Annotated in this window: 27 protein-coding genes; 19 read left to right on the top strand and 8 right to left on the bottom strand. The window is 37.8% G+C overall.

What is annotated here, in order from left to right; translation table 11 throughout:
* The first annotated feature begins 83 nt into the window (after positions 1–83).
* The 4 genes from rnhA to SAY88_RS08280 all read left to right on the top strand — a co-directional run bounded on the left by rnhA (position 84) and on the right by SAY88_RS08280 (position 3,723).
* Positions 84–704, top strand: coding sequence for a ribonuclease H (gene rnhA / locus SAY88_RS08265; protein WP_332630875.1), 621 nt, complete (start codon positions 84–86; stop codon positions 702–704).
* Between the two features lie 75 nt (positions 705–779).
* On the top strand, positions 780–2,141 hold the full coding sequence (locus SAY88_RS08270) for an aldehyde dehydrogenase (RefSeq protein ID WP_332630877.1): 1,362 nt from the start codon (positions 780–782) through the stop codon (positions 2,139–2,141).
* Positions 2,142–2,383: 242 nt separating this feature from the next.
* A complete protein-coding gene (locus tag SAY88_RS08275; protein ID WP_332630879.1) occupies positions 2,384–2,929 on the top strand; it encodes a peroxiredoxin in 546 nt (181 codons plus the stop codon).
* 341 nt (positions 2,930–3,270) lie between these two features.
* A complete protein-coding gene (locus tag SAY88_RS08280) occupies positions 3,271–3,723 on the top strand; it encodes a TlpA family protein disulfide reductase (RefSeq protein ID WP_332630882.1) in 453 nt (150 codons plus the stop codon).
* A gap of 287 nt (positions 3,724–4,010) precedes the next feature.
* On the opposite strand, the gene SAY88_RS08285 is transcribed toward SAY88_RS08280, so the two are convergent.
* A complete protein-coding gene (locus SAY88_RS08285; RefSeq protein WP_332630883.1) occupies positions 4,011–4,217 on the bottom strand; it encodes a zinc ribbon domain-containing protein in 207 nt (68 codons plus the stop codon).
* Between the two features lie 194 nt (positions 4,218–4,411).
* On the opposite strand from SAY88_RS08285, the gene ggt reads away from it, so the two are divergent.
* Positions 4,412–6,025, top strand: coding sequence for a gamma-glutamyltransferase (ggt, locus tag SAY88_RS08290; RefSeq protein ID WP_332630886.1), 1,614 nt, complete (start codon positions 4,412–4,414; stop codon positions 6,023–6,025).
* Positions 6,026–6,085: 60 nt separating this feature from the next.
* Here the strand turns inward: ggt and SAY88_RS08295 are convergent, their stop codons facing one another.
* A complete protein-coding gene (locus SAY88_RS08295; RefSeq protein ID WP_332630889.1) occupies positions 6,086–6,535 on the bottom strand; it encodes an Lrp/AsnC family transcriptional regulator in 450 nt (149 codons plus the stop codon).
* 154 nt (positions 6,536–6,689) lie between these two features.
* Between SAY88_RS08295 and SAY88_RS08300 the strand changes: the two genes are divergently transcribed.
* Positions 6,690–8,465 (top strand): M3 family oligoendopeptidase, encoded by a 1,776-nt coding sequence (locus SAY88_RS08300; protein ID WP_332630891.1) that lies wholly within the window; start codon positions 6,690–6,692, stop codon positions 8,463–8,465.
* Between the two features lie 224 nt (positions 8,466–8,689).
* Here SAY88_RS08300 and SAY88_RS08305 read toward each other — a convergent pair whose 3' ends face one another.
* From SAY88_RS08305 to SAY88_RS08315, 3 genes are all read right to left on the bottom strand, one after another.
* The gene (locus tag SAY88_RS08305; protein WP_332630894.1) at positions 8,690–9,724 is read right to left on the bottom strand and encodes a cytochrome d ubiquinol oxidase subunit II; all 1,035 of its coding nucleotides are present in this window, start codon (positions 9,722–9,724) and stop codon (positions 8,690–8,692) included.
* An 18-nt stretch (positions 9,725–9,742) separates the two neighbouring features.
* Positions 9,743–11,077, bottom strand: a complete 1,335-nt coding sequence (locus SAY88_RS08310; RefSeq protein ID WP_332631002.1) for a cytochrome ubiquinol oxidase subunit I — start codon at positions 11,075–11,077, stop codon at positions 9,743–9,745.
* A gap of 155 nt (positions 11,078–11,232) precedes the next feature.
* Positions 11,233–11,373, bottom strand: a complete 141-nt coding sequence (locus SAY88_RS08315) for an FbpB family small basic protein (protein ID WP_250098214.1) — start codon at positions 11,371–11,373, stop codon at positions 11,233–11,235.
* Between the two features lie 396 nt (positions 11,374–11,769).
* On the opposite strand from SAY88_RS08315, the gene SAY88_RS08320 reads away from it, so the two are divergent.
* The 3 genes from SAY88_RS08320 (at position 11,770) to SAY88_RS08330 (ending at position 13,414) form a co-directional block, all read left to right on the top strand.
* Positions 11,770–11,916 (top strand): hypothetical protein, encoded by a 147-nt coding sequence (locus SAY88_RS08320; protein ID WP_332630897.1) that lies wholly within the window; start codon positions 11,770–11,772, stop codon positions 11,914–11,916.
* Between the two features lie 106 nt (positions 11,917–12,022).
* The gene (locus SAY88_RS08325) at positions 12,023–12,982 is read left to right on the top strand and encodes an MBL fold metallo-hydrolase (RefSeq protein ID WP_332630899.1); all 960 of its coding nucleotides are present in this window, start codon (positions 12,023–12,025) and stop codon (positions 12,980–12,982) included.
* A 90-nt stretch (positions 12,983–13,072) separates the two neighbouring features.
* A complete protein-coding gene (locus SAY88_RS08330; RefSeq protein WP_332630901.1) occupies positions 13,073–13,414 on the top strand; it encodes a hypothetical protein in 342 nt (113 codons plus the stop codon).
* A gap of 65 nt (positions 13,415–13,479) precedes the next feature.
* On the opposite strand, the gene SAY88_RS08335 is transcribed toward SAY88_RS08330, so the two are convergent.
* Positions 13,480–14,631 carry an MFS transporter gene (locus tag SAY88_RS08335; protein WP_332630903.1) on the bottom strand — a complete coding sequence of 384 codons (1,152 nt, stop codon included), beginning with the start codon at positions 14,629–14,631 and terminating at the stop codon, positions 13,480–13,482.
* A 177-nt stretch (positions 14,632–14,808) separates the two neighbouring features.
* On the opposite strand from SAY88_RS08335, the gene SAY88_RS08340 reads away from it, so the two are divergent.
* The 4 genes from SAY88_RS08340 to SAY88_RS08355 all read left to right on the top strand — a co-directional run bounded on the left by SAY88_RS08340 (position 14,809) and on the right by SAY88_RS08355 (position 18,644).
* On the top strand, positions 14,809–15,189 hold the full coding sequence (locus SAY88_RS08340) for an OsmC family protein (protein WP_332630905.1): 381 nt from the start codon (positions 14,809–14,811) through the stop codon (positions 15,187–15,189).
* Between the two features lie 248 nt (positions 15,190–15,437).
* Complete coding sequence (locus tag SAY88_RS08345; protein ID WP_332630908.1) at positions 15,438–16,817, top strand: MATE family efflux transporter; 1,380 nt, start codon at positions 15,438–15,440, stop codon at positions 16,815–16,817.
* 27 nt (positions 16,818–16,844) lie between these two features.
* On the top strand, positions 16,845–17,456 hold the full coding sequence (locus tag SAY88_RS08350) for a YczE/YyaS/YitT family protein (protein ID WP_332630911.1): 612 nt from the start codon (positions 16,845–16,847) through the stop codon (positions 17,454–17,456).
* Positions 17,457–17,837: 381 nt separating this feature from the next.
* On the top strand, positions 17,838–18,644 hold the full coding sequence (locus SAY88_RS08355; protein WP_332630913.1) for a YfkD famly protein: 807 nt from the start codon (positions 17,838–17,840) through the stop codon (positions 18,642–18,644).
* Positions 18,645–18,786: 142 nt separating this feature from the next.
* Here SAY88_RS08355 and yfkAB read toward each other — a convergent pair whose 3' ends face one another.
* On the bottom strand, positions 18,787–19,905 hold the full coding sequence (gene yfkAB / locus SAY88_RS08360) for a radical SAM/CxCxxxxC motif protein YfkAB (protein ID WP_431308850.1): 1,119 nt from the start codon (positions 19,903–19,905) through the stop codon (positions 18,787–18,789).
* 159 nt (positions 19,906–20,064) lie between these two features.
* Here yfkAB and SAY88_RS08365 point away from each other — a divergent pair, with 159 nt between their 5' ends.
* From SAY88_RS08365 to pdaA, 4 genes are all read left to right on the top strand, one after another.
* Positions 20,065–20,253, top strand: a complete 189-nt coding sequence (locus SAY88_RS08365; protein ID WP_250098205.1) for an SE1561 family protein — start codon at positions 20,065–20,067, stop codon at positions 20,251–20,253.
* A gap of 14 nt (positions 20,254–20,267) precedes the next feature.
* A complete protein-coding gene (locus SAY88_RS08370; protein ID WP_332630918.1) occupies positions 20,268–20,909 on the top strand; it encodes a histidine phosphatase family protein in 642 nt (213 codons plus the stop codon).
* 188 nt (positions 20,910–21,097) lie between these two features.
* The gene (locus SAY88_RS08375) at positions 21,098–22,642 is read left to right on the top strand and encodes a fumarate hydratase (protein ID WP_332630920.1); all 1,545 of its coding nucleotides are present in this window, start codon (positions 21,098–21,100) and stop codon (positions 22,640–22,642) included.
* Between the two features lie 104 nt (positions 22,643–22,746).
* A complete protein-coding gene (pdaA, locus tag SAY88_RS08380; protein WP_332630922.1) occupies positions 22,747–23,553 on the top strand; it encodes a delta-lactam-biosynthetic de-N-acetylase in 807 nt (268 codons plus the stop codon).
* 159 nt (positions 23,554–23,712) lie between these two features.
* Here the strand turns inward: pdaA and SAY88_RS08385 are convergent, their stop codons facing one another.
* Positions 23,713–24,075 carry a GAF domain-containing protein gene (locus tag SAY88_RS08385; RefSeq protein WP_250098201.1) on the bottom strand — a complete coding sequence of 121 codons (363 nt, stop codon included), beginning with the start codon at positions 24,073–24,075 and terminating at the stop codon, positions 23,713–23,715.
* 133 nt (positions 24,076–24,208) lie between these two features.
* On the opposite strand from SAY88_RS08385, the gene rlmD reads away from it, so the two are divergent.
* Both rlmD and SAY88_RS08395 read left to right on the top strand, forming a co-directional pair.
* Complete coding sequence (gene rlmD, locus SAY88_RS08390; protein WP_332630924.1) at positions 24,209–25,603, top strand: 23S rRNA (uracil(1939)-C(5))-methyltransferase RlmD; 1,395 nt, start codon at positions 24,209–24,211, stop codon at positions 25,601–25,603.
* Positions 25,600–26,505, top strand: coding sequence for an alpha/beta hydrolase (locus tag SAY88_RS08395; protein WP_332630927.1), 906 nt, complete (start codon positions 25,600–25,602; stop codon positions 26,503–26,505). The genes rlmD and SAY88_RS08395 overlap by 4 nt, the downstream gene beginning before the upstream one ends.
* The last annotated feature ends 38 nt before the right edge of the window (positions 26,506–26,543 follow it).

The following is a 26,543-nucleotide window of genomic DNA, read 5'->3' on the forward strand; positions in this document are numbered from 1 at the left end:
CAGCCTCCTTGTCATTGTCTAAAATTGGTTTCACTGTTACTATTTCTTTAGATCAAAATTCTATTCAAAGAGTAGGTGTCACATTGGCAAAAAAGAAGTTTTATGTCGTTTGGAAAGGAAGAAAAACAGGAATCTTTACAACGTGGGCTGAATGTGAAGCCCAAGTAAAAGGATTTACAGGGGCAAGGTTTAAATCGTTTCCAACTAAAGGAGAAGCAGAAGCTGCTCTATCCGGGGAATTGAGGCCAAGAAGCCAAAGCAGTTCAAATGCTAAAGTAGATAAGGGGATTAATGAGGAAGTTGAATGGGACAGCATTTCTGTTGATGTAGGCTGTCGAGGCAATCCTGGTATTGTAGAATACAAAGGTGTTGATACGAAAACGGGGGAAATCTTATTTGCTCATGATGAAATCCATATTGGCACGAATAATATGGGAGAATTTTTAGCAATTGTCCACGGACTAGCTTACCTAAAAGAACAAGGAAGTTCGAAAACTATTTATTCCGATTCAATGACAGCCATTAAATGGGTAAAGCAAAAGAAGGCTAAGTCAACATTAGAGCGGAATGAAAAGACGGACTATATTTGGTCATTAATGGACCGTGCTGAAAGATGGCTGCAAACCAATAGTTATCCTAACAAAATTAAAAAATGGCATACGGAAACATGGGGAGAAATAAAAGCTGATTATGGACGCAAATAAGTGGGGTTTAATGGAGCTGTTTTTAATCCCACTTTTAGTGAGCTTTATATTAGATTAATTTAGGAGAATTTGTCTGTGGACGATCAATTATTGTTAAACCAACGAGAGTATTTTTATAAAGGTGAGACAAGGGATTTATCATTTCGTCTGAAACAATTAAACATATTAAAGCAAGCGATCCAACGGTACGAAGAGGATTTTCTTCATGCCTTGAACAAGGACTTAAATAAAACAAAAGAAGAGGCTTTCTTAACAGAGCTTGGACCACTTTATCAAGAAATTGCTTATGTGCAGAGACACCTTCGTAAGTGGGCAAAGCCGAAAAGGGTAAAGACTGCTATTTCGCACGTTGGTTCTAAGGGATATGTTTATCATGAGCCTCATGGAGTAGCGCTCATTATCGCACCTTGGAATTACCCATTGCAGTTAGCGTTTGCACCTTTGATTGGTGCTATTGCAGGAGGAAATTGTTCGGTTATCAAGCCTTCTGAGTTAACACCTTATACATCAAGACTAATTTCACAATTAGTTAAAGCTCATTTTTCGGAGAAATATATTGTGGTTGTAGAAGGCGATGCTAGTGTCAGTCAATCATTACTTTCAAAGCGATTTGACTACATATTTTTTACAGGGAGTGTTGGTGTAGGGAAAAAGGTAATGGAAGCAGCTTCAAGAAACCTAATACCTGTAACCCTAGAACTAGGCGGGAAAAGTCCAGTTATTATTGATAAGAGTGCCAAATTGAAATTAGCGGCAAAACGAATTGCTTGGGGGAAATTTATTAACGCGGGTCAAACATGTGTCGCTCCAGACTATGCGCTTGTACACAAAGAAATTCAAGAAGAGTTTCTCTCTCATTTAACAAATGAAATTGAGAATGTTTATATAACTAAGTACGAAGAGGGGACATATCCAAGGATCGTAAGTGAACGTCACTTTAAACGATTGCTTACCTTTTTGGATGACGGAGATATAGTTGCAGGTGGATTCAGTGAAGAGGAACGTTTAACTATTTCACCAACGCTGCTAACCAATGTAAAATGGAATACCCCTGTCATGCAGGAGGAGATTTTTGGACCGATCTTACCTATTTTTTCATATGAAGACGATAGTGAAGCCATGGCGATCGTTCGTGATAAGCCCGAACCATTAGCTCTCTACATTTTTACAGAAGAGCAAGGAGTGCAGCATAAGTTCATTCATCAGCTCTCATATGGTGGCGGATGTGTAAATGATACGATTATGCACCTTGCTACCCCGCACTTACCTTTTGGAGGAAAAGGAGAAAGTGGAATGGGGGCATACCACGGTTATGAAAGCTTCTCTGCTTTTACAAATAAGAAAAGCGTCTTGAAGCAATCGACCCGATTTGACTTGCCAATCAGGTATAAACAAGATAAAAGAACAATGAAGTTACTAAGGAGATTATTACGTTAAATAAACGTTTGTTTAAATTTATTTTCAATAAGGAAAGTTAAATTGAGAGATGAATATAATAGAAATCAACATAATTAAACCTTATAGAACTGCTTGTTCTATGGGGTTTTCTTTGTATTCACATTGTTAATGATTATTCTTTCTTTAAAATAATTATCGTTTATTATTGACATAGTAAGAAAGGTTGGATAAAATGATAAACATAATTAGTTAATAATTATTATAAAAAGGAGTTGTTGTAGATGACAGACAAAAGAATGGTGGCTAAACAAGCACCTCGGTTTGAAATGGATGCAGTAATGCCTAATAAAGAATTTTCAAAAGTAAGTTTAGAAGAAAATATGAAAAATGATAAATGGACAGTACTTTTCTTTTACCCAATGGATTTCACATTTGTATGTCCGACTGAAATTACTTCCTTAAGTGATCGTTTTGATGAGTTTGAGGATTTAGATGCAGAAGTTATTGGAGTCTCAACAGACACAATTCATACACATAAGGCGTGGATTAATACGGCAAGAGATGAGAATGGTCTTGGAGAGTTAGCTTATCCATTAGCCGCTGATACAAATCATGTTGTATCTCGTGAGTATGGTGTATTAGTTGAAGAAGAAGGAGTAGCTCTTCGCGGTTTATTTATCATTAGTCCAGAAGGTGAATTGATGTACTCCGTTGTTAACCATAACAACATTGGTCGCGATGTAGATGAGACATTAAGAGTTCTACAAGCGTTGCAAACGGGTGGTCTTTGCCCGGCTAACTGGAAGCCAGGACAAAAAACTCTATAGATCGTATACATAAAGGTGTGTTTTTACCTTTATGTATACGATCTAAGCGATGAGCGGAGCCGCCGTAATGTTTTAAGCCCTTTAGAAGTGGGTTTCTTCTAAAAGGCGCACGGCGAGTGAAGCCATCGCAACATGTTCGCACTAATTAGGGGAGAGTGATTGCCCCATTATGTAAAACTTAGAGCATTGAGCGGAGCCGCCGTAATGTTTTAAGCCTTAAAGAAGTGGGTTTCTTCTAAAAGGCGCACGGCGAGTGAAGTCATCGCAACATGTTCGCACAAAAATTAAGTGATAATTAATAGATTTGGATTATAAAATACAGATGAATTGGAGTGGAATTTATGAAACTACGTGAAGAAATGCCAGAATTAACAGGTGCTACAGCATGGTTAAATGGTGAGGTGACAAAAGACGAATTGCTTGAGAGCGGGAAAGCAACACTGATTCATTTCTGGTCTGTAAGTTGTGGTTTGTGTAAAGAAGCTATGCCAGAAATTAACGAATTTCGTGATGAATATGAGGATGAGCTTAATGTAATCGCAGTACATATGCCTCGTTCTGAAAAGGATTTGGATATGTCTGTAATAGAAGCTATGGCGCAAGGACATGATATCATTCAACCAACATTTGTTGACAGTGAACATAAGCTAACCAATGCTTTTGAAAACAAATACGTACCTGCATATTATGTATTTGATGCTGAAGGCAAGCTTAGACATTTCCAAGCTGGAGGAAGTGGAATGGATATGTTACGTAAGCGCGTCAACCGCGTCTTAGGTCAAGAAGCGAAATAAGGAAGGCGCTGAAAAAGGGTGGTTTTTCCTTTTTCATCACCTTCTTGAACATTGACTTAACACCATATATAGAGCATTTAAAATAAAAAATAGCCCTCGAAGCATTGTAAGGGGCCGATGCAATCTTTTAAAAAAAGCTTGGTATGAGTGGTTTTCTCATACCAAGCGTGCAACGTGCGGAGCCATTGCCACTTCAATAAGAGCCACTGAAAAAGGTCGATTTTTACCTTTTTCAGTGGCTTCAGGCTTGCCTTGTATGGAGCCATTGCCGTTAATAAGCTCCTTTTTTACCCTCCAAAGAAAAAGTCAATCACATTGGATGCTGTTGATGTCTGACTGTTATAAAATTCTGAGTACCCACAATTTGTACAATACACTACCCGAAACTTATTATGTTGAATATCAAACATTTTCGAAAGTCCTGTTCCTGTTGTAGCAATTTCTTTCGTTTTCGCTTCTGTATGACCACACTTAATACAACCTCTTTTCTCCATTAGATTCCCTCCTTAAGTTATCTTATTAATAATACGTATTGTTTTGAATTGTCGTTTCACTTACTTCTAACAAAAAAGGAAATAGTATAAACAAGAGATCTAAAGATGCTCATAGACGAAGGTTGCACGTATCATTTATACTTTATATATATTGTTTAGTTAAACGAAATAATTAAATAGAGGAGGAAAAACATATGAATTTGGATGCACATACATATCCACACCCGTCAAAACGAAATGTCGTATATGGAAGAAAAGGGATGGTTGCTACATCTCAACCACTAGCTGCAGAAGCCGGTTTGGATATTTTGAAAAAAGGCGGAAATGCAATTGATGCAGCTATTGCTACAGCAGCGTGTTTAACCGTAGTTGAACCGACCTCAAATGGAATCGGTTCAGACTGCTTTGCTTTAGTTTGGGTAGATGGGAAGCTTCATGGATTAAATGGGAGTGGGCAAGCACCTGAAAATTTAACCATTGAAGCAGTGAAGGAAGCGGGCTACGAATCTGAGTTGCCGAAGTTCGGAATGATCCCTGTAACTGTACCTGGTACACCAGGAGCTTGGGCTAAACTTTCAGAAAAGTTCGGGAAGTTACCTCTCAAAGAAGTGCTAGAACCAGCGATTATATATGCTGAAGAGGGCTTTCCACTTACACCAACATTAGCTAAGTATTGGGAACGTGCGTATAACGCGTATTCTCGTCTTTTTAAAGGCGATGAATTTGCTCCTTGGTTTGAGACATTTTCTCCTGGAGGAAAAGTACCAAAGGTAGGAGAGATGTGGTCCTCACCGGGACATGCGTATACATTACGCCTAATTGCAGAAACAAATGCTAAAGCATTTTATGAAGGGGAATTGGCAGATAAGATTGACAAGTTCTTTCAAAAGCACGGTGGTTATTTACGAAAAGAGGACTTAAAAGCATATAGGCCTGAATGGGTTACACCGATCAATGTGAATTATCGTGGGTATGATGTATGGGAAATTCCTCCTAATGGACAAGGTCTGATTGCACTTGAAGCATTAAATATTATCAAAGGATATGATTTTACTCATATGGATTCTACCGATACATATCATAAACAAATTGAAGCGATGAAATTAGCCTTTGTTGATGGAATGAAATATATAACAGATCCTGCTTCTATGAGTGTAGATTGTAAGCAGTTGCTATCAGATGAATATGCTAAAGAACGTCGTAAGTTAATTGGTGAAGAAGCGATTACGCCTGAGCCAGGTAAGCCTCCAATGGGTGGTACAGTTTACTTAGCAGCTGCTGATGGAGAAGGTAATATGGTTTCGTTTATTCAAAGTAACTATATGGGGTTTGGATCTGGAATTGTAATTCCTGGAACGGGAATTGCTATGCAAAATCGAGGGCACAACTTCTCGCTTGATCCAAAACATGATAATGCACTTAAGCCTGGGAAAAAGACATACCATACAATTATTCCAGGATTTTTAACGAAAGAAGGTCAAGCCGTCGGTCCGTTTGGTGTTATGGGCGGCTTTATGCAGCCTCAGGGTCACCTTCAAGTAGTAGTAAATACGATTGACTTTGGTTTAAATCCACAAGCAGCACTAGATGCCCCGCGTTGGATGTGGTCTGAAGGAAAAAAGATTCACATTGAGCGCCATTTAGCTCCGCATATAGCTGAAGAGCTTTCAAGAAGAGGGCATGACATTAAAGTGGAATTAGAAGGAGGTCCGTTTGGGAGAGGGCAAATTATTTGGCGAGACCCAAAAAGCGGGGTGTTAATTGGTGGTACAGAATCAAGAACTGACGGACATATAGCAGTTTGGTGAGCGAGCTTCTTATTTTGAAAATTCAAGGTGGTCCAAGTGCCCACCTTGACGTAATAAAAACTATAGTTTCATGCCACTCCGACTTTTAAATCGTCTTAACAAAATATGACTCTCCACTCTCGAAATGCCCTTAAGTGCATAGAGTTCTTCATTGATAAAGTGCTCGAGTTGATCAAAATCTTCTACGAGAACGTGCATATGTAATGTGCTTGGGCCTGTCATCTGGTAACAGCTAGCTACTTTTGGATTTTCTGCTAAAGTTTCTGCGACAGAAACAAGCGATGTAGGTTCACAGTCGACTTCAAAAAAGGCAGAGACTTTCTTTCCGACTTTATCAGAATTAATTACAACACTAAACTTTTCTATCACTTCATCCTCGATTAATTGATTTATTCGTTCGCGGATGGCTACCCGAGATAGTCCAAGTTCTTTAGCGATGTCTACATAAGACATACGTCCATTTATTGTTAAAAGTTCTAAAATTCGTTTATCAGTCGTGTCTAATTTCATATCTTCAACACCTTCATCAATTGATCTTACTTCTATTATAGTTCAAAACAACTGGTTGAAAAAACATTATAGTGAAACAATAAAACATGCAATTTTATTAATTTTCTGATAAGATATTATTACGGAATTCGAAATATCGAAAGGGGATGGATAGATGAGATATCCAGAGGTATGGGATTTGGATTCAATTTTTAAAGGTGGGAGCAAGTCTGAAGAGTTTATACAGTTTGTAAGAGAAACGGATTATTTGCTAGCGGATTTAGCTGAATCAATAGGTGATGAGGTAACACTAGATCAACTTGAAAATGCTATACATAGTATTCAGTTGCAAATGCAAAGAACAAGGCAAGCAAGTGCATTTGTTAGCTGTTTAACAGCTCAAGATGTCAAAGATAAGGAAGCGACACTTTGGCTAGGAAAAATGACCGAACAAGCAACGAAGTTACAAAACATTTGGGGAATGATTGAAGACTTTTTAGGAGGACTTTCTGTAGAACAATGGAATGATTTCATTTCACGACCTTCACTATCAGGGGTTACGTTTAATCTTGAAGAACGCCGCATGCAAGTGAAAGAAAAGTTATCCCCGAATGAAGAAAAGCTTGCTGCACAGCTTGCCATTGACGGATACCATGCTTGGGGGAATGTGTATAATGCTGCGGTTGGAAGAATGCAAATTCCTTTTGAAGAGGATGGACAAGAGAAGTTGCTTTCAGCAGGACAACTACAAAATCGTCTTAATAGTTCCGATCGCTCAATACGTGAATGCGCTGCAGAAGCTTCAGAGAAAGCATGGCAAAAAGAAGCTGATTTATTTGCATCAACGTTAAACCATTTAGCTGGTTTCCGTTTAAATTTATACGAAGCACGCGGCTGGGACAACGTGTTGAAAGAGCCACTTGCTATAAACCGTATGAAAGAAGAAACGCTTGATGCGATGTGGTCATCAATTACCGAAAACAAACCGAAATTTTATAGATTTATGGAACGAAAGGCACAGTTGCTAGGAGTTAACAAATTAGCTCTGCATGATGTTCATGCCCCTCTTTCAGTAGAAGGAGATACGACGATTTCATATGAAGAAGCATGTGATTTAATTATTAGACACTTCAAACCATTTAGTCCAAAGCTTGCTTCATTTACAGAAGGTGCCCTTCGCGATGGCTGGATCGAAGCAGAGGATCGTGCGGGAAAACGTCCAGGTGGTTTTTGTACATCATTTCCACTATCAAAACAATCACGTATTTTCATGACGTACGATGGAACAATTGCAAATGTAGCAACGCTTGCACATGAGTTAGGTCATGCTTACCACAGTCATTGCTTAAAGGACATGGATCCTCTTGCGCAACGATATGCGATGAATGTTGCAGAAACAGCATCAACATTTGCCGAAACGATTATTGCTGATGCGTTAGTGAAAGAGGCACAGGCGGAAGATGTGAAGTTATCATTACTCGAAAATAAGGTCTCACGTTCGCTTGCTTTCTTTATGAATATTCATGCTAGATTTTTATTTGAAACAAGATTCTACGAAGCGCGTAAGGAAAAGTTATTATCGGTTGTAGAGTTGAATTCATTAATGGAAGAGGCGCAGAAAGAGGCGTATGGGAATCAATTAGCTACGTATTCTCCAACGTTCTGGGCATCAAAGCTTCACTTCCATATTACTGGGGTGCCATTTTATAATTTCCCTTACACGTTTGGCTTTTTATTTAGCTTGGGCATTTATAAAAAAGCTCGTGAAGCGGGGAGATCTTTCGAAGATGACTATATTGCCTTGCTTCAGGATACGGCTAGTATGACCGTTGAAGATTTAGCGAAGAAGCATTTAGGTGTCGACCTAACGAGTAAAGAGTTTTGGCAAGAGGCTATTGATTTAATTTTAGTCGATGTGGATGAATTTATGGAGTTAACGAGGGATAAGTAATAAAATGGCTGTGTCAAAAAATGGACCTATGAAGGGATTGCAATAGCAAGCTCGTCGCGCGCCTGTTATGAAAAAGATGAGCATCCTAAAGTAGGCTGCCGGCGCAAAGCAAGTTTGCACCTATGAAGCCCTCTCATAACAGGCTTCAAAAGATTGCGACGGCTTAGCTCATTGCTTCGAGGCTGTGTCAAAGGTCAAAGAACGGACCTTTGACACAGCCTCTTTTAATGTGTTGTATCCTGCTTTAAATATCTCTTATCCTTCATAAATAGACGCCAGAACCAAATGAATACAGGAACTAATATGGCCATTCCAACACCATAGCCAATTAAGAGTAAGCGAAACATAACTTCATTTGTGAAGGCATCATAAATGGTAACGTCAGGATATAAGAAATAGGGCATATGAGCTGAGCCATAAGCAAAGCTTGCCAGACCAAACTGTAGGGCAATCAGAAGCACAGCTAACCTTGGTCTACCTATCTTAAACTTTTTTGTAGGCCACCAAAGAGCGCTATATCCAATAGAAAATGCCAATAGAGATAATGTAAACAATAGCCATTCATTCGCCATATTTTCAAACATCCAAAAAGCTTCAGGGATGAGTGTTAAAATGGCACCGACAGCAAAAGAAAGAGTGATCGGTCCAAGAATAATCGCATTACGTCTATAGACGTGATACGTTTCTTCTGAACCTGCTTCTTTTGCATAGTCACTTAATAGCAAAGCTGATAAAAACAGCTCTGTACTTAGCCCAAATCCAAGGTGAGTGTAGAATGTAGGACTTGTAAATAACTGATCGATAAGCACGTACTGTCTGTCGCCTACCACCTCGATAAATCCTCCTATTGCAGCTGGCAAAATACTAATGAGTAAGGCTGGTATGAGTAATCCAGTAACCCCAGATATAATCACAAGCATATTTGTATATTTCTGAACCGAATAAGAGTAAACCATAAAGGCACTGCGGATCGTGAGTAGAAATAGTACCAAACAAAAAGGGACAATCATTAATGTTCCTAATGTAGCAGCAGCACCAGGGAAAAAGCTTACTAAGGCGACAACTAGTAATACAAGGAATACATTTGTCACTTCCCAAGAGGGTGATAGATATCGATTAGCAATGGAAGCGGCTTTTGTGTCTGTTCTTTTCCTATAAAACATTGCCCAAAAGCCAGCTCCAAAATCGATTGAACCAGCAATGGCATAAATGAAAAGGAATGCCCATAAAATGATGATCGCAATATAAACATCCTGCATAATAAATCCCCTCTTTAATTAAGACATTGTTTGTAATTCTTTTGAAACAGGGTTTCGGTTAAAGAAGTAGTGCATAACTAGTCCAGTTAAAACAAGGAGCACAAGGTAAAGAGAAACAAAAAGAAAGAATAACATTCCTAAGTTACCAGAATTCGTAGCTGCCTCCGAAGTTCTTTGTATGCCATAAATTGTCCAAGGTTGTCTCCCTGTACAACTAAAAATCCACCCTGTTTCTATACCAATCATCGCAAGCGGGCCAGATGCAACCAAGCCAGCAAGCAGCCATTTAGGGTATGGCTTTTTCGTTTTTCTTCTAAAAAACCACAACACCCAAAAGATCACAGCTAAGCCAAAGAGAGCAGATCCAATTCCAACCATTACGTTAAACAATGTATGGACAAATAAAGGAGGCCACTCATCCTGTGGATAGTCATACAATCCTCTTACGACTCCATCAGTAGATCCTGTAGCAAGCCAGCTAAGCATGCCAGGAATTTCAATCCCACCAATTACTCGACCGGCTTCTGGATCGGGTGTTCCCATGATCGCCAGTGGGGCGTTTGCTTGCGTTTCAAATAAGCCTTCTGCTGCAGCAAGTTTTACAGGTATGTGTTCATGAAGCATAATCGCTGTATCGTGTCCGTTGTTCATCGTATAAACAGACATAATAAGACCAATGGCAAGGGAAAGTGTTAATCCTTTACGATGATAAGTTACTTCACGTTCTGTGAGGCCACCACGAAATAGTTTGTAGGCTGCAACAGAAGCAAGTACAAATGCACCAGTCATATATGCACTTCCGACGACATGTAAAGAAGTAACATAAAAGCTAGGGTTGTTTACAGCTGCGAGTGGGTTAACGTTAGTGACTTGGCCATTTACTAAATCGAACCCTCTAGGAGTATTCATCCATGCATGTGCATTTGTAATTAAGACAGCCGATGCAGTCGCTCCGAGGGCAACAAAAAACACACTCACAATTCTCATAGTTGGTGAAAGGCGATCTGCTGCGTATATATATATAGAAAGAAAGAGAGCTTCTAAGAAAAAGGCAAAAATCTCAACTTGAAAAGGAAGTGCAATGACTTGTCCCACAATTTCCATAAAGCCCGGCCAAAGAAGGCTTAACATGACCGCTACAATTGTACCAGATGGTATGGCGACACCTAACAAAATCGCTACACCTTTAGTCCAGCGTTTTGCGAGTGTTCCATAATCTTCATCTTTCCGGATAATCCTCATAATTTCGGCAACTAAAATCATTAATGTAATTCCTACACCTAATGTCGCGAAAATAATATGAAAGGCAATAGAAGTACCAAATATCATTCGCGCAAGCATAACATTATCCATCATTTACTTCCTTTCACACGTTTTTATATGTATACTTCTTTTCCATGCTATTACTGTGCGTTATTATATTGGTTCTATTCGTTAAATTTTCCAATACATCAATATATAATTACATAAAAGAAGAGCGAGATACCTATATGGTAATCTCGCTCTTTTTATTTTGTATCTTTTTCCTGATTATTCGAAGACCTTTCATCAATCCGATCTTCAATTTCTGCCAAAGCCTCGGGGTCATTTAATAATTGTTTCTTATTTTCTAATACAAGTTCTTCAAATGATGTGGATTGTCTTCGCATGATAACCCCACCTATAATTTATTTTGTTGCTACTACAAGTATATCAACAAGTATATACAAAAATAAAGATAGAATTGTTACAATTTTTCGACTAAAAGAATATTGTTAGAGTTTGTCGAATAAAATAGAAAGTAAACAGAAATTCGCTAAAATGTTTATACACAGAAAAAAAGAAGTTGTGCACAAAGTACATAAAGTTATTCACAGTTTTGTTGATAACTCTGTGTATAACTTAGTGTTTATTAAAAAGTTTGAAAGATTTAAAAAAGCTATTTACAACTGCAAATAATATTGTTAGAATATTTTTAACATTAAAAAAGAGTTGCAGTTGATTAATAGATGAAAAGTGAGCGACTGCTCAATCACTTAACTACAAAAAAGGGAGAGGGAAGTCATATGACAGTTTCAGAGAAAAAAATGATTGAAGAAATGCAGAAGAAGTTGGATCGCTTAGCAAACGAATTAAATGAACTTAAAAAATCTAGCCACGAAGGCTTTGAAAAGTTAGAAACAGATGATTTCTTAACACAAGCATATAATTAGTAATTAATAAGAGAATGTCTATTATATTGTTATAGAATATAGGCGTACTCTTTTTTTTTGAAGTGACTAACTGGAATTATATGGTAAAAGCAAGGAGGTTAATACATTGACTGTTTGTGCAGAAACGATTCATCAAATAACGCTTCCAACCCCGTTTCAAGTCGGCCCTGTACATGTATATTTAATTTGTGGAAAGTCTCTAACTCTAGTAGATACAGGGCCTCTTACAAAAGAAGGAAAAAGGGGGTTAATGCAACAGCTTCATATTCTAGGTTATAAAATAGATGATATAGATCAGGTTATTTTAACTCATCATCACCCAGATCATATTGGATTGGCGAGTTTATTTAAACATTCAACGCTAATTGGCCATAATTTCTTGCAGCCTTGGTTAAAGAAGGATCAAGTTTTTTTTAGAAAGTGTAGAAAATATCTTAAAGATCTCTATGTAAAGAATGGTCTGCCAAATGAATTACTCACAAAAATTGAAAAGTCTAGTCAATCATATATGAACTTCATTGAACCCGCAGAACTGGACGTTATTGTTAAACACGGGGATGCGGTACCAGGATTACCAGGGTGGAAAGTAAAGGAAGTGCCAGGTCATGCTCAAAATCATATCATGATTGTACGTGAACAGGATCGTCTAGCGATAGGGGCAGATGTGCTATTAGCTTCTATTTCGTCAAATGCTTTACTAGAAGCGCCTATGAACGGGGAAGAAAGACCAAAAACGTTACTGCAATATCGAGACACATTAAAGTTAGTAAGGGGACTAGATTTAAATCTTCTTTTACCAGGACATGGAGAAGTGATAAAAGATGTGAAGTCTTTAGTCGATCAAAGACTTGCGGGGCATATGAGAAGGGCTCATATAATAAAAGAGATTATTTCGACGAAAAAAGTGATGGCTAGTGAGATTAGCTTTGAATTATTCAAGGAAAAGCATCTAAAGCAACCAGATTTAACATTCTCAGAAACATTTGGGCATCTTGATTTACTACTAGAACTAGAACAAGTTAGTGTGAAAGAAGAAGGGGATTTAATTTTCTTTAAAAATGAATGATTAGCCATTCACAAAAAAGTATTCCTAATCTTTCCTTTTCCCTATCTTTCTTGGTAAAATAACGATAAGACAGATATGAGGAGGAGCAAAATGGAGCAGAAAAAAACCAATTCTTTAAAATTGATTTGGATCTTTGGTGTGATTTTGATTTCGATTGTTTTAGCCAAAAAAGAATGGCGAACAAAAATGTTGGTTGAACTACGAAAGCTTAAGGAAGAAACGGGGAACGCCGTTCAATTTGTTAGAGACAACCGTGAACAGATCGTAGACCAAGTTAGAGCAACTGCTAATGAGGTATCGTCTGTAGTAAGAGACATTTCAAGAGATGTTAAAATAATTGGAGAAACCGCCTCGCATTTAAAAGAAAGCTCCGAAGAAATTGTAAAGGCAACGAGAGAAGCTGCAGACGACTTAAAAAGTCTAAAAAGATAAACTACATAGGAGGGGTTATCTCAAAAGATAAAAGACTTTTGGGATAGCCCCTTTGACCGTTTACGTTAATTTATCACTTTCTGCTTGTGTAATAAAACGAACAAAAAGACTATAAATAACATGGCGCTAATGATGAAAAAGAAGCTAATGCCACTGAAAGATTGAATAAATATACCCCCAACATAAGGGCCCAAGAGACTTCCAAAGCTGAAGGCAACCCCGCACAGAATATTCCCAGTTGGCAATAGAGATTTTGGTGTTAAGTCAGTCATATAGCTGATACCGAGAGAAAAGGTAGAGCCAACTAACATACCTGCTATAAATAGACATATTGTAAGGCCGAATATGGATTGCTCAACGAAGCTAGCAATGAAAAAAATAAAACTACCGGATGCTAGAATGAAAGTTAGTATTTTTTTTCTTCCATATTTATCGCTTAATACCCCAAGAGGTAGTTGAAAGACAATTCCTCCTATTGCAAACGATACTAATAGAATAGAAACATGTGTCACATCAAGTCCAACACGTAAACCGTAGACAGGAAAACTTCCATTTAACGATGCTTCCAAAAAGCCATAACCTAATGCGGGTAACAAAGCAACCCATGAATACGTTAATGTTTTCTTAAAGCGGCTTGTTGTATCTTTAAAAGAGGTAAGTTCTATTGCCCTTTCAGGGAAATCATTGTGTAAAGCAAATAAAAATAACCATGCTACCAAGCAAAGACATGCAGGAATGATAAATGGCAAAGCCTCATTAATGAAAATTAATGGAGTCATTAGTGGGCCGACAGCAAAGCCACTTCCAAAGAAAAGGCCATAAATACTAATGTTTCGGCCTCTTTTTTCTTTAGGAGATGCCGATGTAATCCATGTTTGAGTACCAAAGTGAAGTGCGTTGTCTCCTATCCCAATACAGAGTCTTAAGATAAACCAAAACCAAAATGACTTCCATAAAGGAAAGAGAGCTAGTGAGGCGATGACAAGTAATCCTCCAGCCATAATGATTGGTTTATAACCAAATTTTCTAAGCGGCGGTTCCATAAATGGAGAAACAATCAGTATTCCAATATAAAGAGCGGTAGCATTTAGTCCGTTTAAGGTTGCTGATACACCATCCTGTTCAAAAATAACAGAAATAAGTGGGAGGAGCATTCCTTGACTAAAGCCACTAATAGCAACAATGCTAACTAATATCCAAAATCGAAAACGATTCATTCAAAAAACCTCAACTTTTTCGAGGGATCTAAAAAGGTTAAAACGCCTTTTTTAGTACCATCATCCATTTTAGCTTCTTTATATGCAGAAGACCATATGTTATTTTTCAATAGAACATGACGGTATGATAAGAGCCTGTTACAATAAGAAGCGTGTAGAAAAGGAGGCATTGTTTAAATGGACTTTAAAATGAAGGAAAATAGCTTTGTGACAGATCTTGAATATGGTCAGTTAGAGGTGTCTGGAAATTCAGAATTTGGTTTTAGGCCATACCAACTTCTTGTATCCTCTGTAGCCGTATGCAGTGGGGGAGTACTTAGAAAGATATTAGAAAAGAAGCGGATCTCTTATAACGATATTCGTATTAACGCTGATGTAAAAAGAAATGAAGCTGGAGCAAATGAGGTAACAGACATCCATTTACATTTTAAGCTTTATGAGGTTGATACTACGAAAGAGAAGTTAGAAAAGATCTTTGAACTAACTAGAAAGAATTGTCCTATATATCAATCTGTAAAAGATTCAATCCGCATTACTGAGACATTTGAATGTATATAATTAAATAAAAAGCCATTAGTTTTAATATAAAATAACATCTTTAGGGAAAACTTATTTGAATTAAGATACAATTGCTTTTCAAAAAAGATGGGTATTTAACAATGTACTAGCAATTATCACTCACATTTTTATTAGGACACCGCTATTACAAGAAGCATACTGAAAAATGCCATCATCTTTTTTCAGTATGCTTAATACAATAAGTGGTGTTTTTCTTTCTTGGTTTTTCGATAAAGAAGGGGATAAGCATGTCACAATCAAAGCAGATGGATTTTACAAAGGGAAAGATTATGAAGAAGATGATTCTTTTTTCTTGGCCAATCTTTCTAACTAATTTACTTCAGACATCCTATCAGTTTATTGATTCTTTATGGGTAGGGAATTTATTAGGACCTAGTGCATTAGGAGCCATTACTATCTCCGCAACAGTTGTTTTCACTACACTTTCTTTTATTATTGGTATTAATAGTGCAACGTTGACAGTTATTAGTCAAAGACGAGGAGCGAATGATGAGGAAGGGCTGAAGGATTCTTTAAATGCATTCGTATTTGTATTGGGGACGTTAGCTATTTTCCTTGGAATGTTAGGGTTTCTATTTTCAGGGACAATTCTTCAAGTCATGGGAACACCTGATGAAATTACACCATTGGCGCAGTCGTATTTACAAATTAACTTTATCGGGATCTTATTTTTATTTGGTTATAATTTTATCGGTACAGTTCTAAGAGCATTAGGTGACAGCCGTACACCGATACGCTTTATTATTATTGCAGTGATCCTTAATGCGATACTAGATCCACTTTTTATCCATGTATTTCAGTGGGGAATTAAAGGGGCAGCTTATGCAACGATTATTTCGCAAGGTACTGCATTTGTTTATGGGTTATGGTACTCGATTAATAGAGCCAATGTTCCATTTCAAATTCCTACTCTGCCCGAAAAGAGATATTTTCTAGTTTTATTTAAGATGGGCCTGCCAGCAGGATTATCAATGATGGCCATATCAGGGGGGATTTTGGCTATTATGACGGTAGTCACTAGTTTTGGTGAGGAAGTAGTAGCTGGATTTGGAGCTGCACAGAGGTTAGATAGCTTAATTATGCTTCCTGCATTAACGCTAGGTTCAGCCGTAAATAGTATGGCTGGCCAAAACATAGGTGCGAAACTATGGGATCGAGTAAATGAAATAGCAAAACAAGCTTTGTTTCTAATCGTTTTTGTTTCAGTAATTATAAGTACAATTATTTTTTTGGGAGCAGAATATTTTATCCGCATGTTTGTTCAAGATGAAGAAACCGTGCAGTTTGGAACGATGTATGTAAAAACCGTCGCGTTTTTTTATCCTTTTTTAGGCGTTAACTTTGTATTAAATGGCATAGCAAGAGCAGCTGGTGCGATGTTTCCTGTGTTAATTTTAAATATCATTTCTTTTTGGATTTTACGCTATCCTTTAACAGCAGTCTTTTCGGCTTGGTTAGGTGAAAGCGGGATTGCCATAGGGATGGGAGTTAGCTTTATCATTAGCAGTGTAATCGCTGTTGGTTACTATTTCCTCGGAAATTGGCGAAAGATAAGTGAGAATATTGGAGAAAATACGGAAAATAAACATAAAAAAGAAGATTCATAGATGAAAGTAGAATAGAGGAGTAAGGAAATGAAGTCATTATTTATTAGATCCTTCAGTTATTTAGTTGGATTAATGATTGTTTCGTTTGGTGTCACATTAACAATATTAGCAGGCCTTGGGGCAGGTGCGTGGGATGCATTAAACGTCGGGCTTGCACATAAGACTCCATTTTCAGTTGGAAACTGGGTAATTTTTGTAGGCATCATACTTATTGTTGTTAATTCAGTGTTAACGAGGTCACAACCTATTTTAGTTTCACTTATTACGATTTTTATAATAGGTTATTTCATTGATTTTTGGCTTCTAATTGTATTTCCGCACACATTAATTGATAATTTTATAATACAATTGCTGACATTATTAGTGGGAGTCGTTATTCTTGCTTGCGGAGCATCCATTTATATGCAGGCTAAGTTTGCTCTCATTCCAATTGATGGATTTATGTTTGCATTAAGGGATGTACTAGGTGTGAAAATTATGGTTGCAAAAACGATAGCAGAAGTAACTGCTTTAGTAGGTGCTTTCTTAGTAGGAGGACCAATTGGAATTGGAACACTTATTGTAACTTTCTCGATTGGTCCATTAATTCAATGGTTTTATCCCCGCTTTGAAAAGAGACTTAAGTGGGAAGTCGGTTGATAATAACAGGACCTAACCTTGAACTTTGTTGTCAAGGTTAGGTCCTGTAATTATATACTGAGCCAAGGCTTTTTCTTGATTCAGGAATTTAGAGTTTTTTAAAAAAGGCTCTTTTCACCAAGAGGTTGCTTTTGATAATCGATGAGAACGAAAGTGGAATGTAGCGGAAGGCACTTGACTCCTGCGGGAAATAGAGGAAAAGCCAAGACCTCACAGACGGATTAAAAAACAACAAAGTATACTCAAACAGCCTTTAAAAAAGTCTGTTTGAGTAGCATTTACATTATCAAAATAAAGCTTTCGGCAGCAATGGATAATATTATTTCTTAAAGATCACACTATAAAAAACAATGTCCCTAATTGAAATGAGGAGGTATAAAAATGAAACGAGTAATCATAACGTTTCTTGCGATCTTTTTATTGGCTGCATCAACAAATGTTTTTGCAGAAGGTGAAGGGAAGAAAGAAGAAGAAAAAGGGTTTAAAATTCCTGACTCTGTTCTTAAAATTTCAAAAGAAAACACTTACACGAATCCAACACAAGACTTACCTTATTTGCAGCCAAGTGAACTTGCTAAGGAATTATTGGATTCTGCAGGAGTAACGATCGAAAATCCAGATTTAATTCGGATATTAAATGAATCAACGATTAATGATTCGAAATTAGCTTTAGGGTTCCGTGCCTCAATTTACCTAGGAGAATGGCCGCTTGCTTATGAATCTGACGGTACGGAAGTCAACTGGGAATATCAAAAAGTAAATACGAATTATGCTGATAATCGTGGCGGTCGTTCCCCACAAAAAATAACTTATTTGCAAGAACAACAAAAAAAAGTTAATGGTGGATTAACGGCGAAGATTCCCAATAGCGAAGCAGTAAAAAAAATGATGATGATTAAAGCGACAGAACACACGAATTTACCTTTATCTTTTGAAACGGTAATCGGTCAAGGGACGAGAAAGAATAACACGTATAATGTTGCACCAAAACAAGTAGGGTATTTGCATAGTTATGTCCCTGCAGCTAACGAAAAAGGGAAAGTAACATATGGTGAAGTTTATTTAACATTTAAGGGTGGGAAGAGAAAATTAGAAGTGAAAAATGTTACTCAGCAAGGAATTGGAGCTTGGATTCCTGTTCAGGATCATCTTTCCTTTACGTTTGTAGCGGCAAACCAACCTAAATAATACAAGGAAAAGGGAAAAAAGAGAGGTTGTCTCAACTAGGTAAGCCCCCCAGACTCACAGTAGGTAGTCTATACAATGAGTGTACATATATTGTACCTCTTTGATGGGGACAGTTCCTTAGGAGACTACCTCTCTTTCTTAATTAAAGGTTTGATTTTCTGTTCGTAAAGTCAATGCCTTGGTAATAGGCATCTTTAACCAAAACATTTGGGCCGAGACATTTAACTGATGGGCAGTGGCAGTTGAGTGATTTTGCAAGGTCAGAACCCATCCAAGTTGAATAAGCCTCTTGTAATGTAGTCGTTTTAATATTTCCTAGCGGAGGAGTATCACCAAAGTCAGTCACAATGATATTGCCATCAAAGATATTCACGTTTAGCCTTGAACGGCCGTCCGGATCATTACGAACAGTTACATTCTTAGCTGAATAAAGTCGTTTTTGTAAGAGCAAATCGTCTGTTTCCTCACTACAAGGATAAAATGGAAGTGTACCAAATAGCATCCAAACAGCTTGATTACGTACATCTAACAGACGGTGAATACCTGAACGAATTTCTTCAAGGGAAGCAACTTCCAAATGGCTAGCAAAGTCACTTGGGTACATAGGGTGTACTTCATGACGCTGGCAGCCCATTTCGACAATTTGCTCATGGATCTTTTCGAGATGAGGAAGGGTTCGCTTATTCAGCATCGTTTCAGCAGAGACAATCACGCCTTGACTTGTTAGCGCTTTTGCATTTTCAATCATTCGGTTAAACAGCTTTGCTCGTTGATCAAAACTAGGTTTTCGGTCCATTACAGCAAACCCAATTTCTGCAAAATCCTCGACGCTACCATAATTGTGTGAAATATGGAGAACATCTAAATAAGGGATGATTTGTTCATATCGTTTTAAATCAAGAGTTAAATTTGAATTGATTTGTGTTCTGACACCCCGTTCATGAGCATATTTCAACAGGGGAACGACGTACTGTTCAACAGACTGCTTCGAGAGCATCGGTTCTCCACCTGTAATACTAAATGCTCGTAAAGTAGGGATCTCATCTAACCGTTTTATTAATAAATTAATAGGTAGTGGATCAGGGTCTTTAGAAGTCAAAGTGTATCCAACGGCACAGTGCTCACAGCGCATATTACATAAAGTCGTTGTTGTAAATTCAATATTTGTAAGTGCCAGTTTACCAAATTCTCCTATATCTTCATAAGCTTCCCATGGATCATGAGAAGGGGTTATTTTTGGATAAATATCAATCACAAAGATCGTACTCCTTTATCGAATTACTTCATTTATCATAACGTAAAAGTAAGTGTTTCAAAAGGGCAACTTTTGATGTTTGGTGCTTCATTGTATAGAAGGAAAGAATCTGTTACACTTTACACATTAAAAATAGACTGTTTCATGAAAAAGGAGCGAACGTAATTGGGTGGACCTATACATGATAAAAAAGAACAAATGACTTATTTACAAAATAGACTTGATATGGTGATGACGGTTCTAGATACAATAGACCCTGAAGAGGCCGGTGTAGAAGATATTGACCGTTTGCTTGCTATGCTTGACGATATTGAAACAAAGTGTCAGCAATTCCGTCATGATTGGTCAGAATAAGGGGTTTTAAATTTATGAATTTATATCTGATCAGACATGGTGAATCAGAAGGCAATGTAAGTGGCAAGATTCAAGGGTGCGAGGATTATCCACTATCTGATCTTGGTCAGCAACAAGTTAGTCTCGTAGCAAATTATTTCAAAGATATTCAACTCGATTATCTTTATAGTAGTGATTTAACACGGGCCTATCATACAGCTAAAGCGATTGGTGCAATTAAAAATCGGACGATTCACAAGTGGGAAAAAGTAAGAGAAGTGTATCTTGGGCCATTTCAAGGTTTAACCCGCTCGGAGATTTACGCAAGTTTTCCACAAACTAAAGAGAAATCCATTCTTACTTCTGGAGTTCAAGGAACTGAAACTGTTCAAGAGTTAACTGGACGTTGTCAGCACATTGTAAAACAAATGTTACTTGCCCATCAAGAGGACCATGTTGGAATCGTGTCACATGGTGGATTCATTAGTATTTTCCTCATGTATCTTTTGATAGGTGAGAAGTGGCATACTTTTCACCGACCATTTCAAATTGATAATACAGGTATTACCCGTATTGAGTGGTCGAAAAGAAACAGCAAACCACTTATCCATTATACGAATAAAACAACACACTTAGAATCTTTAGTTGATCGACAGATGAAAAAGGAGTTACTTTAGAGAGGTGTCTCAAAAGGGTCAAAAACAGACCTTTTGAGACACCTCCTTTTTTACTGACTGTCAAAAAAGGAGAACGAATTTTTATCTATATTTGAACGCGCTTCCACTTAGGACTTTCGGAATTTTTGGACTAGCATTATAATAGTATTGGGATTATTTATGCTTGTACCAAAAGGGAGATGGATGATATGAAGAAATTTGAAGAAAGTATGTACCAGCTTATCGTTGAAACATCTACAAATCTACCAAATGATGTGCGCCGAGCTATTGCAAAGGCAAAAGCAAAAGAGAATGCTGGAACGCGCGCTGCATTATCACTATCGACAATTACTGAAAATATTGGAATGGCAGACGAAAATGTATCTCCAATTTGTCAAGATACAGGAATGCCGACCTTTGAAGTAAAGGTTCCAGTTGGTGTGAACCAAATTGAAATGAAAAAAGCTATTTATGCTGCAGTAGAAAGAGCAACAAAAGACACAAAACTTCGTCCGAACTCTGTTGATTCACTTACGGGGAAGAACTCCGGTAATAACCTTGGAGAAGGGACTCCTGTCATTCATTTTGAACAGTGGGAAAAGGATGTTATTGATGTACGTTTAATTTTAAAAGGTGGAGGTTGTGAGAATAAAAATATTCAGTACAGCTTGCCAGCTGAATTGGAAGGTTTAGGACGTGCTGGTCGTGATTTAGATGGAATTCGTAAATGTATTATGCACTCTGTTTATCAAGCACAAGGACAAGGCTGTAGCGCCGGCTTTATCGGTGTTGGTATTGGAGGAGATCGTACAACAAGTTATTCATTAGCAAAAGAACAGCTATTCCGTACGGTTGATGATGTAAATGAGAATGAAGAACTTCAAAAGCTTGAAGACTATGTGTTAGAAAATGCTAATAAACTTGGGATTGGAACGATGGGATTTGGTGGAGAAGCTACGTTACTTGGCTGTAAAATCGGTGCAATGAATCGTTTGCCAGCTAGTTTCTTCGTTTCTGTTGCTTACAACTGTTGGGCTTATCGTCGTTTAGGTGTCATTTTAGATCAAGAGACGGGAGATATTAAAAAGTGGCTCTATAAAGATGGCGAAAAGGTTGATCTGAATAAGGTAGAACAAGAAGTGGCGGCTGCTGAAGAGAGTGCAGGTGAAGTAAGAGAGGTCGTTCTTGAAGCGCCAATAACTGAGGAGCAAATCCGTGAATTAAAAGTGGGAGATGTTGTTATTATTAACGGCATGATGCATACAGGACGTGATGCGATTCACCATCACTTAATGGATCATGATGCACCGATTGATTTAAATGGTCAAGTCATTTACCACTGTGGTCCTGTTATGATGAAAGATGATCAAGGAGAGTGGCATGTAAAAGCTGCGGGTCCTACGACAAGTATTCGTGAAGAGCCATATCAAGGAGATATCATGAAGAAATTTGGAATCCGTGCTGTGATTGGGAAAGGCGGCATGGGGCCAAAAACTCTTAAAGCCCTTGGAGAGCATGGTGGTGTATATCTTAATGCAATTGGTGGAGCTGCTCAATACTACGCAGACTGTATTAAGAAAGTAAAAGGAGTAGACCTCTTGGAATTTGGTATTCCAGAGGCAATGTGGCATTTGGAGGTAGAGGGCTTTGCGGCGATTGTTACAATGGATTCTCATGGAAATAGTTTACATGCGGATGTTGACAAATCCTCGCTTGAAAAGCTTGCACAGTTTAAAGAGCCTGTCTTTAAATAATAAAAGAAAAGGAGAAGGCCGCTTCTTTTGTTTCTACCTGTAATCATACATAAAGGCTTCCTTCGGTGATAAACTAACAAAAAAATGAGGGAGTCTGATACTTAATGCTTAAGAAAACTACAGTTTTAACTATGCTCATTTTTGCAGTACTCTTTGGCTGCGGCGCTACATTCGCTGCTGCTTATAGCAATACAGTTCATAATTGGAACTATAAGCCTCAGAAGGACAATAAGCCGGTTACAACTGAGCCTTTATATCTTGAGCTATTAGAAAAAACGAATGGCTTTTTTATTGGCGATACGTCAAAAAAGGAGCTCTATTTGACCTTTGATAATGGCTATGAAAATGGATATACCGAGAAAGTTCTTGACGTTTTAAAAGAAAAAGAAGTACCCGCTGCCTTTTTTGTAACAGGGCATTATTTAAATGATGCTCCTGACCTTATTCAAAGAATGGTTGATGAAGGACATATTGTCGGTAACCACTCATGGCACCACCCAAGCTTACCAGAGGTTGGAGACGGTCGATTAATGAATGAGTTAAACAAAGTAAAAGAACGCTTTACTGAGCTTACAGGTGTAAAAGAAATGCATTATCTACGCCCGCCAAGGGGCCAATTTAGTGAACGTTCATTAGTCCTTTCAGAAAAGCTAGGCTATACAAATGTCTTTTGGTCCATGGCATATAAAGATTGGGAAGTAGATAAGCAAAAGGGTGGGGATTATGCATATAATCAAATTATGAAAAGAATTCATCCAGGAGCAATTATGTTAATTCACTCTGTTTCGAGTGATAATGCAGAAGCATTACCTCGTGTGATAGATGAGGCGAAAAAGCAAGGTTATGAATTTAAGAGTCTGGACGATTTGATGTTTCAGAAGCAGACAGAGGATTGGCCATTTCTAAGCTAAGTTTGTTTTAATATAGGTCGCTTGAAGTGGAACGTAAGAGGGCGCTGAAAAAGGTCGATTTTCACCTTTTTCAATGCCCCCGGAACGTAACGGTAAGGATTCTAAAAACAAAAAAATAGATCAGTCTCTCATAATGCTATGAGGGACTGATCTAAATAATTAATTAGCAAAACTTTGCTGACCAATTGCTGATGCTATTGTTTCAAGTGTACTTACATCGGTTACATCAAATGCAATTGGTTGACGACTTCGAACAACCATCATTCCAATTTCTTCTTCCATTGAATTTGTAATAGGGAACTTTAATTCTCCGTTACATTCCCATTTAATATCATCTTCAAAAGAAGAGGCTGCAACCAATTTGTGATCCAAGTTCTCGTACATATAAATTCCGACCCAGTCAATGTAAAGAACTTGTTCTACAAGGCTTTCTACGGTCTTATTAAAAATAGACTGTAAACTTTCACGTTTATAGACGTGGGCCATAATTTGTAATGATGCTACATCTGTAGGTATAGACAAAATGATCTCTCCTCTTTTCAAATCTCTGTGTCTATTTTAGCAGATGTACACTTATTTTCGGTCTAGTAAGTTTAGGAAGAAATGTTCGAACATGCTATAATAGGGGACGCTATGATAGAACGGAGTGAGTGAAATGAACCAAAAAACGATACATAAGTCAATTGACATGAAAAAAGGCCAACAATTTCCACTAACGATTAAACGGCTTGGCATCAATGGGGAAGGGGTAGGGTATTTTAAAAAGCAAGTTGTGTTTGTCCCCGGAGCCCTTCCTAATGAAGAGGTTGTTGCAGAAGTGACAAAAGTAAATCCGAGGTTTGCTGAAGCGAAAGTGGTCAAAATTCGTAAGCGTTCAAAAGAACGGATTGAACCACTTTGTCCAGTATACGAACAATGTGGTGGATGTCAATTACAACATATGAATTATAGTGCTACACTCCGTGAAAAACGAGATATTGTCAGACAAGCTTTTGAGCGACATACGAAGCTGAATATGAATAAAATAGCAATCCACGAAACGATTGGGATGGAGGATCCATGGGATTATCGTAACAAGAGTCAGCTGCAAGTGGCAAAACGTGGTGAAGAAGTAATTGCAGGGCTATATGCAATGAATTCCCATAAATTAATCGATCTGACTCAATGTAAGGTTCAACATAAAGCGACAAATAAAGTGACTGACGTTGTAAAACAAATTTTAGCAGACTTTAATGTATCGATTTATAATGAGCGGAAGCATAAAGGCGTGATTCGAACAATTGTTACTAGGGTCGGATTTGAAACCGGTCAAGTACAGGTTGTTCTAGTTACAAAGGAAGAAGAATTACCTCGGAAAGAGGCCATTGTGTCTGAAATCCAAAAGCGTCTACCAGAAGTGACTTCTATTATTCAAAATATAAACGGTCAGAAAACGTCCATTATTTTTGGCGAGAAAACCGTTCATTTAGCTGGAGAGGAAGTTATTGAAGAGAAATTGGGGGATTTGTCCTTTACGTTGTCGGCACGTGCCTTTTTCCAACTGAATCCCACTCAAACAGTTAAACTTTATAATGAAGTCAAACGCGCTGCTTCTTTAACAGGAAAGGAAAGAGTCGTTGACGCTTATTGTGGTGTGGGGACAATTGGATTATGGCTGGCAAGTGATGCTGCTGAGGTGAGAGGAATGGATGTAATCGAGGCTGCCATTGAAGATGCTAGAGTTAATGCAAAAAATCATCGATTCCATCATGTAAGCTATGAAGTAGGAAAGGCTGAAACGTTGCTTCCTCGTTGGCAGAAGGAGGGATGGAAGCCTGATGTGGTCGTCGTTGACCCCCCAAGAACTGGATGTGATGATAAGCTGCTTCAAACGATTATAGAAGTAAAGCCGAAACGGATGGTTTATGTATCCTGTAATCCTTCAACATTAGCAAAGGATGTTGACCGTTTATGTAAAAAAGGATATAAAGTCAAATCGATTCAACCAGTTGATATGTTTCCATGGACAGCGCAAGTAGAAAGTGTAACTGAGTTAGTGAGAGAAAAATGATTAAGCGAACGCTTGAAATGATTCGATCGGAACGCCTGCCATTTGGAGTGGAGTCTAATCAAATAGAACAATATAAAAGTTACTATGACCTGCAAATGGAAGATTGCAACCATCTTTACGGATACATAACATTTGTAGGTTACGACCTATTTGTTCAACAATTCAAGCCTAATTATTCAAATAAGACAGTCTTATTGATTCATGGGTATCTAGACCATGCCGCATCATTAAATAGGGCTATACGTAAGCTAGTTGAGAATCAATATGAAGTTATTGTTTATGATTTACCAGGGCACGGGCTTTCTAGCGGTGAGCGTATGTCGATCAATAGTTTTCACGACTATTTTAATACGGCAAAGGCGTTATATGATTTCTTTTTTTTGAAGGGAGAAGCGCCACTACTGGTCGCACATAGTACAGGTGGGGCAATAGCACTTCATTTAGTCAAAAATAAGAAAGCAAATTTTTCAAAAATGGTTTTAGTTGCTCCACTGTTTCGCCCATATTTCTGGAGAACTTCAACGTTAGGGTTATTCTTGACAAAACCGTTTCTCAAGAAATTAAAAAGAGTGTATTCGAAAAATTCCAGTGACGAGGAATATCTTGCTTTTACAAAAATGGATCCCCTACAAGAAAAGGTGCTGCCAGTAAGTTGGCTCCATGCCTTAGGTGATTGGTTAAAAGGAGAGTCGTTTGAGATAAAAGACGACATATCATTTTTAATGATCCAAGGGAGTAAAGATCGGACCGTCGATGTGGCCTTTGGAGAAAAACAAGTAAAGTACATGTATCCAAATAGTCAAATTGTTCGAATTTATGAGGGGAGTCATCAGCTTTTTAATGAAGAAGCTGTAATAAGAAACCAAACATTCTATATTATATTGAAATACCTTAAGCAATGAGCCTGCTACATTTTTTTAAAGCCGTGATAAGAGCAAGT

This window comes from Halalkalibacter flavus, from assembly GCF_036663575.1.
In the GTDB taxonomy this organism is placed as follows: Bacteria; Bacillota; Bacilli; order Bacillales; family Bacillaceae_D; genus Halalkalibacter; species Halalkalibacter flavus.

Coding starts and splice junctions, on each gene's coding strand:
- SAY88_RS08275 (WP_332630879.1), top strand. CDS start 2,384: ATGACAGACAAAAGAATGGTGGCTAAACAAGCACCTCGGTTTGAAATG.
- SAY88_RS08280 (WP_332630882.1), top strand. CDS start 3,271: ATGAAACTACGTGAAGAAATGCCAGAATTAACAGGTGCTACAGCATGG.
- SAY88_RS08285 (WP_332630883.1), bottom strand. CDS start 4,217: ATGGAGAAAAGAGGTTGTATTAAGTGTGGTCATACAGAAGCGAAAACG.
- ggt (WP_332630886.1), top strand. CDS start 4,412: ATGAATTTGGATGCACATACATATCCACACCCGTCAAAACGAAATGTC.
- SAY88_RS08295 (WP_332630889.1), bottom strand. CDS start 6,535: ATGAAATTAGACACGACTGATAAACGAATTTTAGAACTTTTAACAATA.
- SAY88_RS08300 (WP_332630891.1), top strand. CDS start 6,690: ATGAGATATCCAGAGGTATGGGATTTGGATTCAATTTTTAAAGGTGGG.
- SAY88_RS08305 (WP_332630894.1), bottom strand. CDS start 9,724: ATGCAGGATGTTTATATTGCGATCATCATTTTATGGGCATTCCTTTTC.
- SAY88_RS08310 (WP_332631002.1), bottom strand. CDS start 11,077: ATGGATAATGTTATGCTTGCGCGAATGATATTTGGTACTTCTATTGCC.
- SAY88_RS08315 (WP_250098214.1), bottom strand. CDS start 11,373: ATGCGAAGACAATCCACATCATTTGAAGAACTTGTATTAGAAAATAAG.
- SAY88_RS08320 (WP_332630897.1), top strand. CDS start 11,770: ATGACAGTTTCAGAGAAAAAAATGATTGAAGAAATGCAGAAGAAGTTG.
- SAY88_RS08330 (WP_332630901.1), top strand. CDS start 13,073: ATGGAGCAGAAAAAAACCAATTCTTTAAAATTGATTTGGATCTTTGGT.
- SAY88_RS08335 (WP_332630903.1), bottom strand. CDS start 14,631: ATGAATCGTTTTCGATTTTGGATATTAGTTAGCATTGTTGCTATTAGT.
- SAY88_RS08340 (WP_332630905.1), top strand. CDS start 14,809: ATGGACTTTAAAATGAAGGAAAATAGCTTTGTGACAGATCTTGAATAT.
- SAY88_RS08345 (WP_332630908.1), top strand. CDS start 15,438: ATGTCACAATCAAAGCAGATGGATTTTACAAAGGGAAAGATTATGAAG.
- SAY88_RS08350 (WP_332630911.1), top strand. CDS start 16,845: ATGAAGTCATTATTTATTAGATCCTTCAGTTATTTAGTTGGATTAATG.
- SAY88_RS08355 (WP_332630913.1), top strand. CDS start 17,838: ATGAAACGAGTAATCATAACGTTTCTTGCGATCTTTTTATTGGCTGCA.
- SAY88_RS08370 (WP_332630918.1), top strand. CDS start 20,268: ATGAATTTATATCTGATCAGACATGGTGAATCAGAAGGCAATGTAAGT.
- SAY88_RS08375 (WP_332630920.1), top strand. CDS start 21,098: ATGAAGAAATTTGAAGAAAGTATGTACCAGCTTATCGTTGAAACATCT.
- pdaA (WP_332630922.1), top strand. CDS start 22,747: ATGCTTAAGAAAACTACAGTTTTAACTATGCTCATTTTTGCAGTACTC.
- rlmD (WP_332630924.1), top strand. CDS start 24,209: ATGAACCAAAAAACGATACATAAGTCAATTGACATGAAAAAAGGCCAA.
- SAY88_RS08395 (WP_332630927.1), top strand. CDS start 25,600: ATGATTAAGCGAACGCTTGAAATGATTCGATCGGAACGCCTGCCATTT.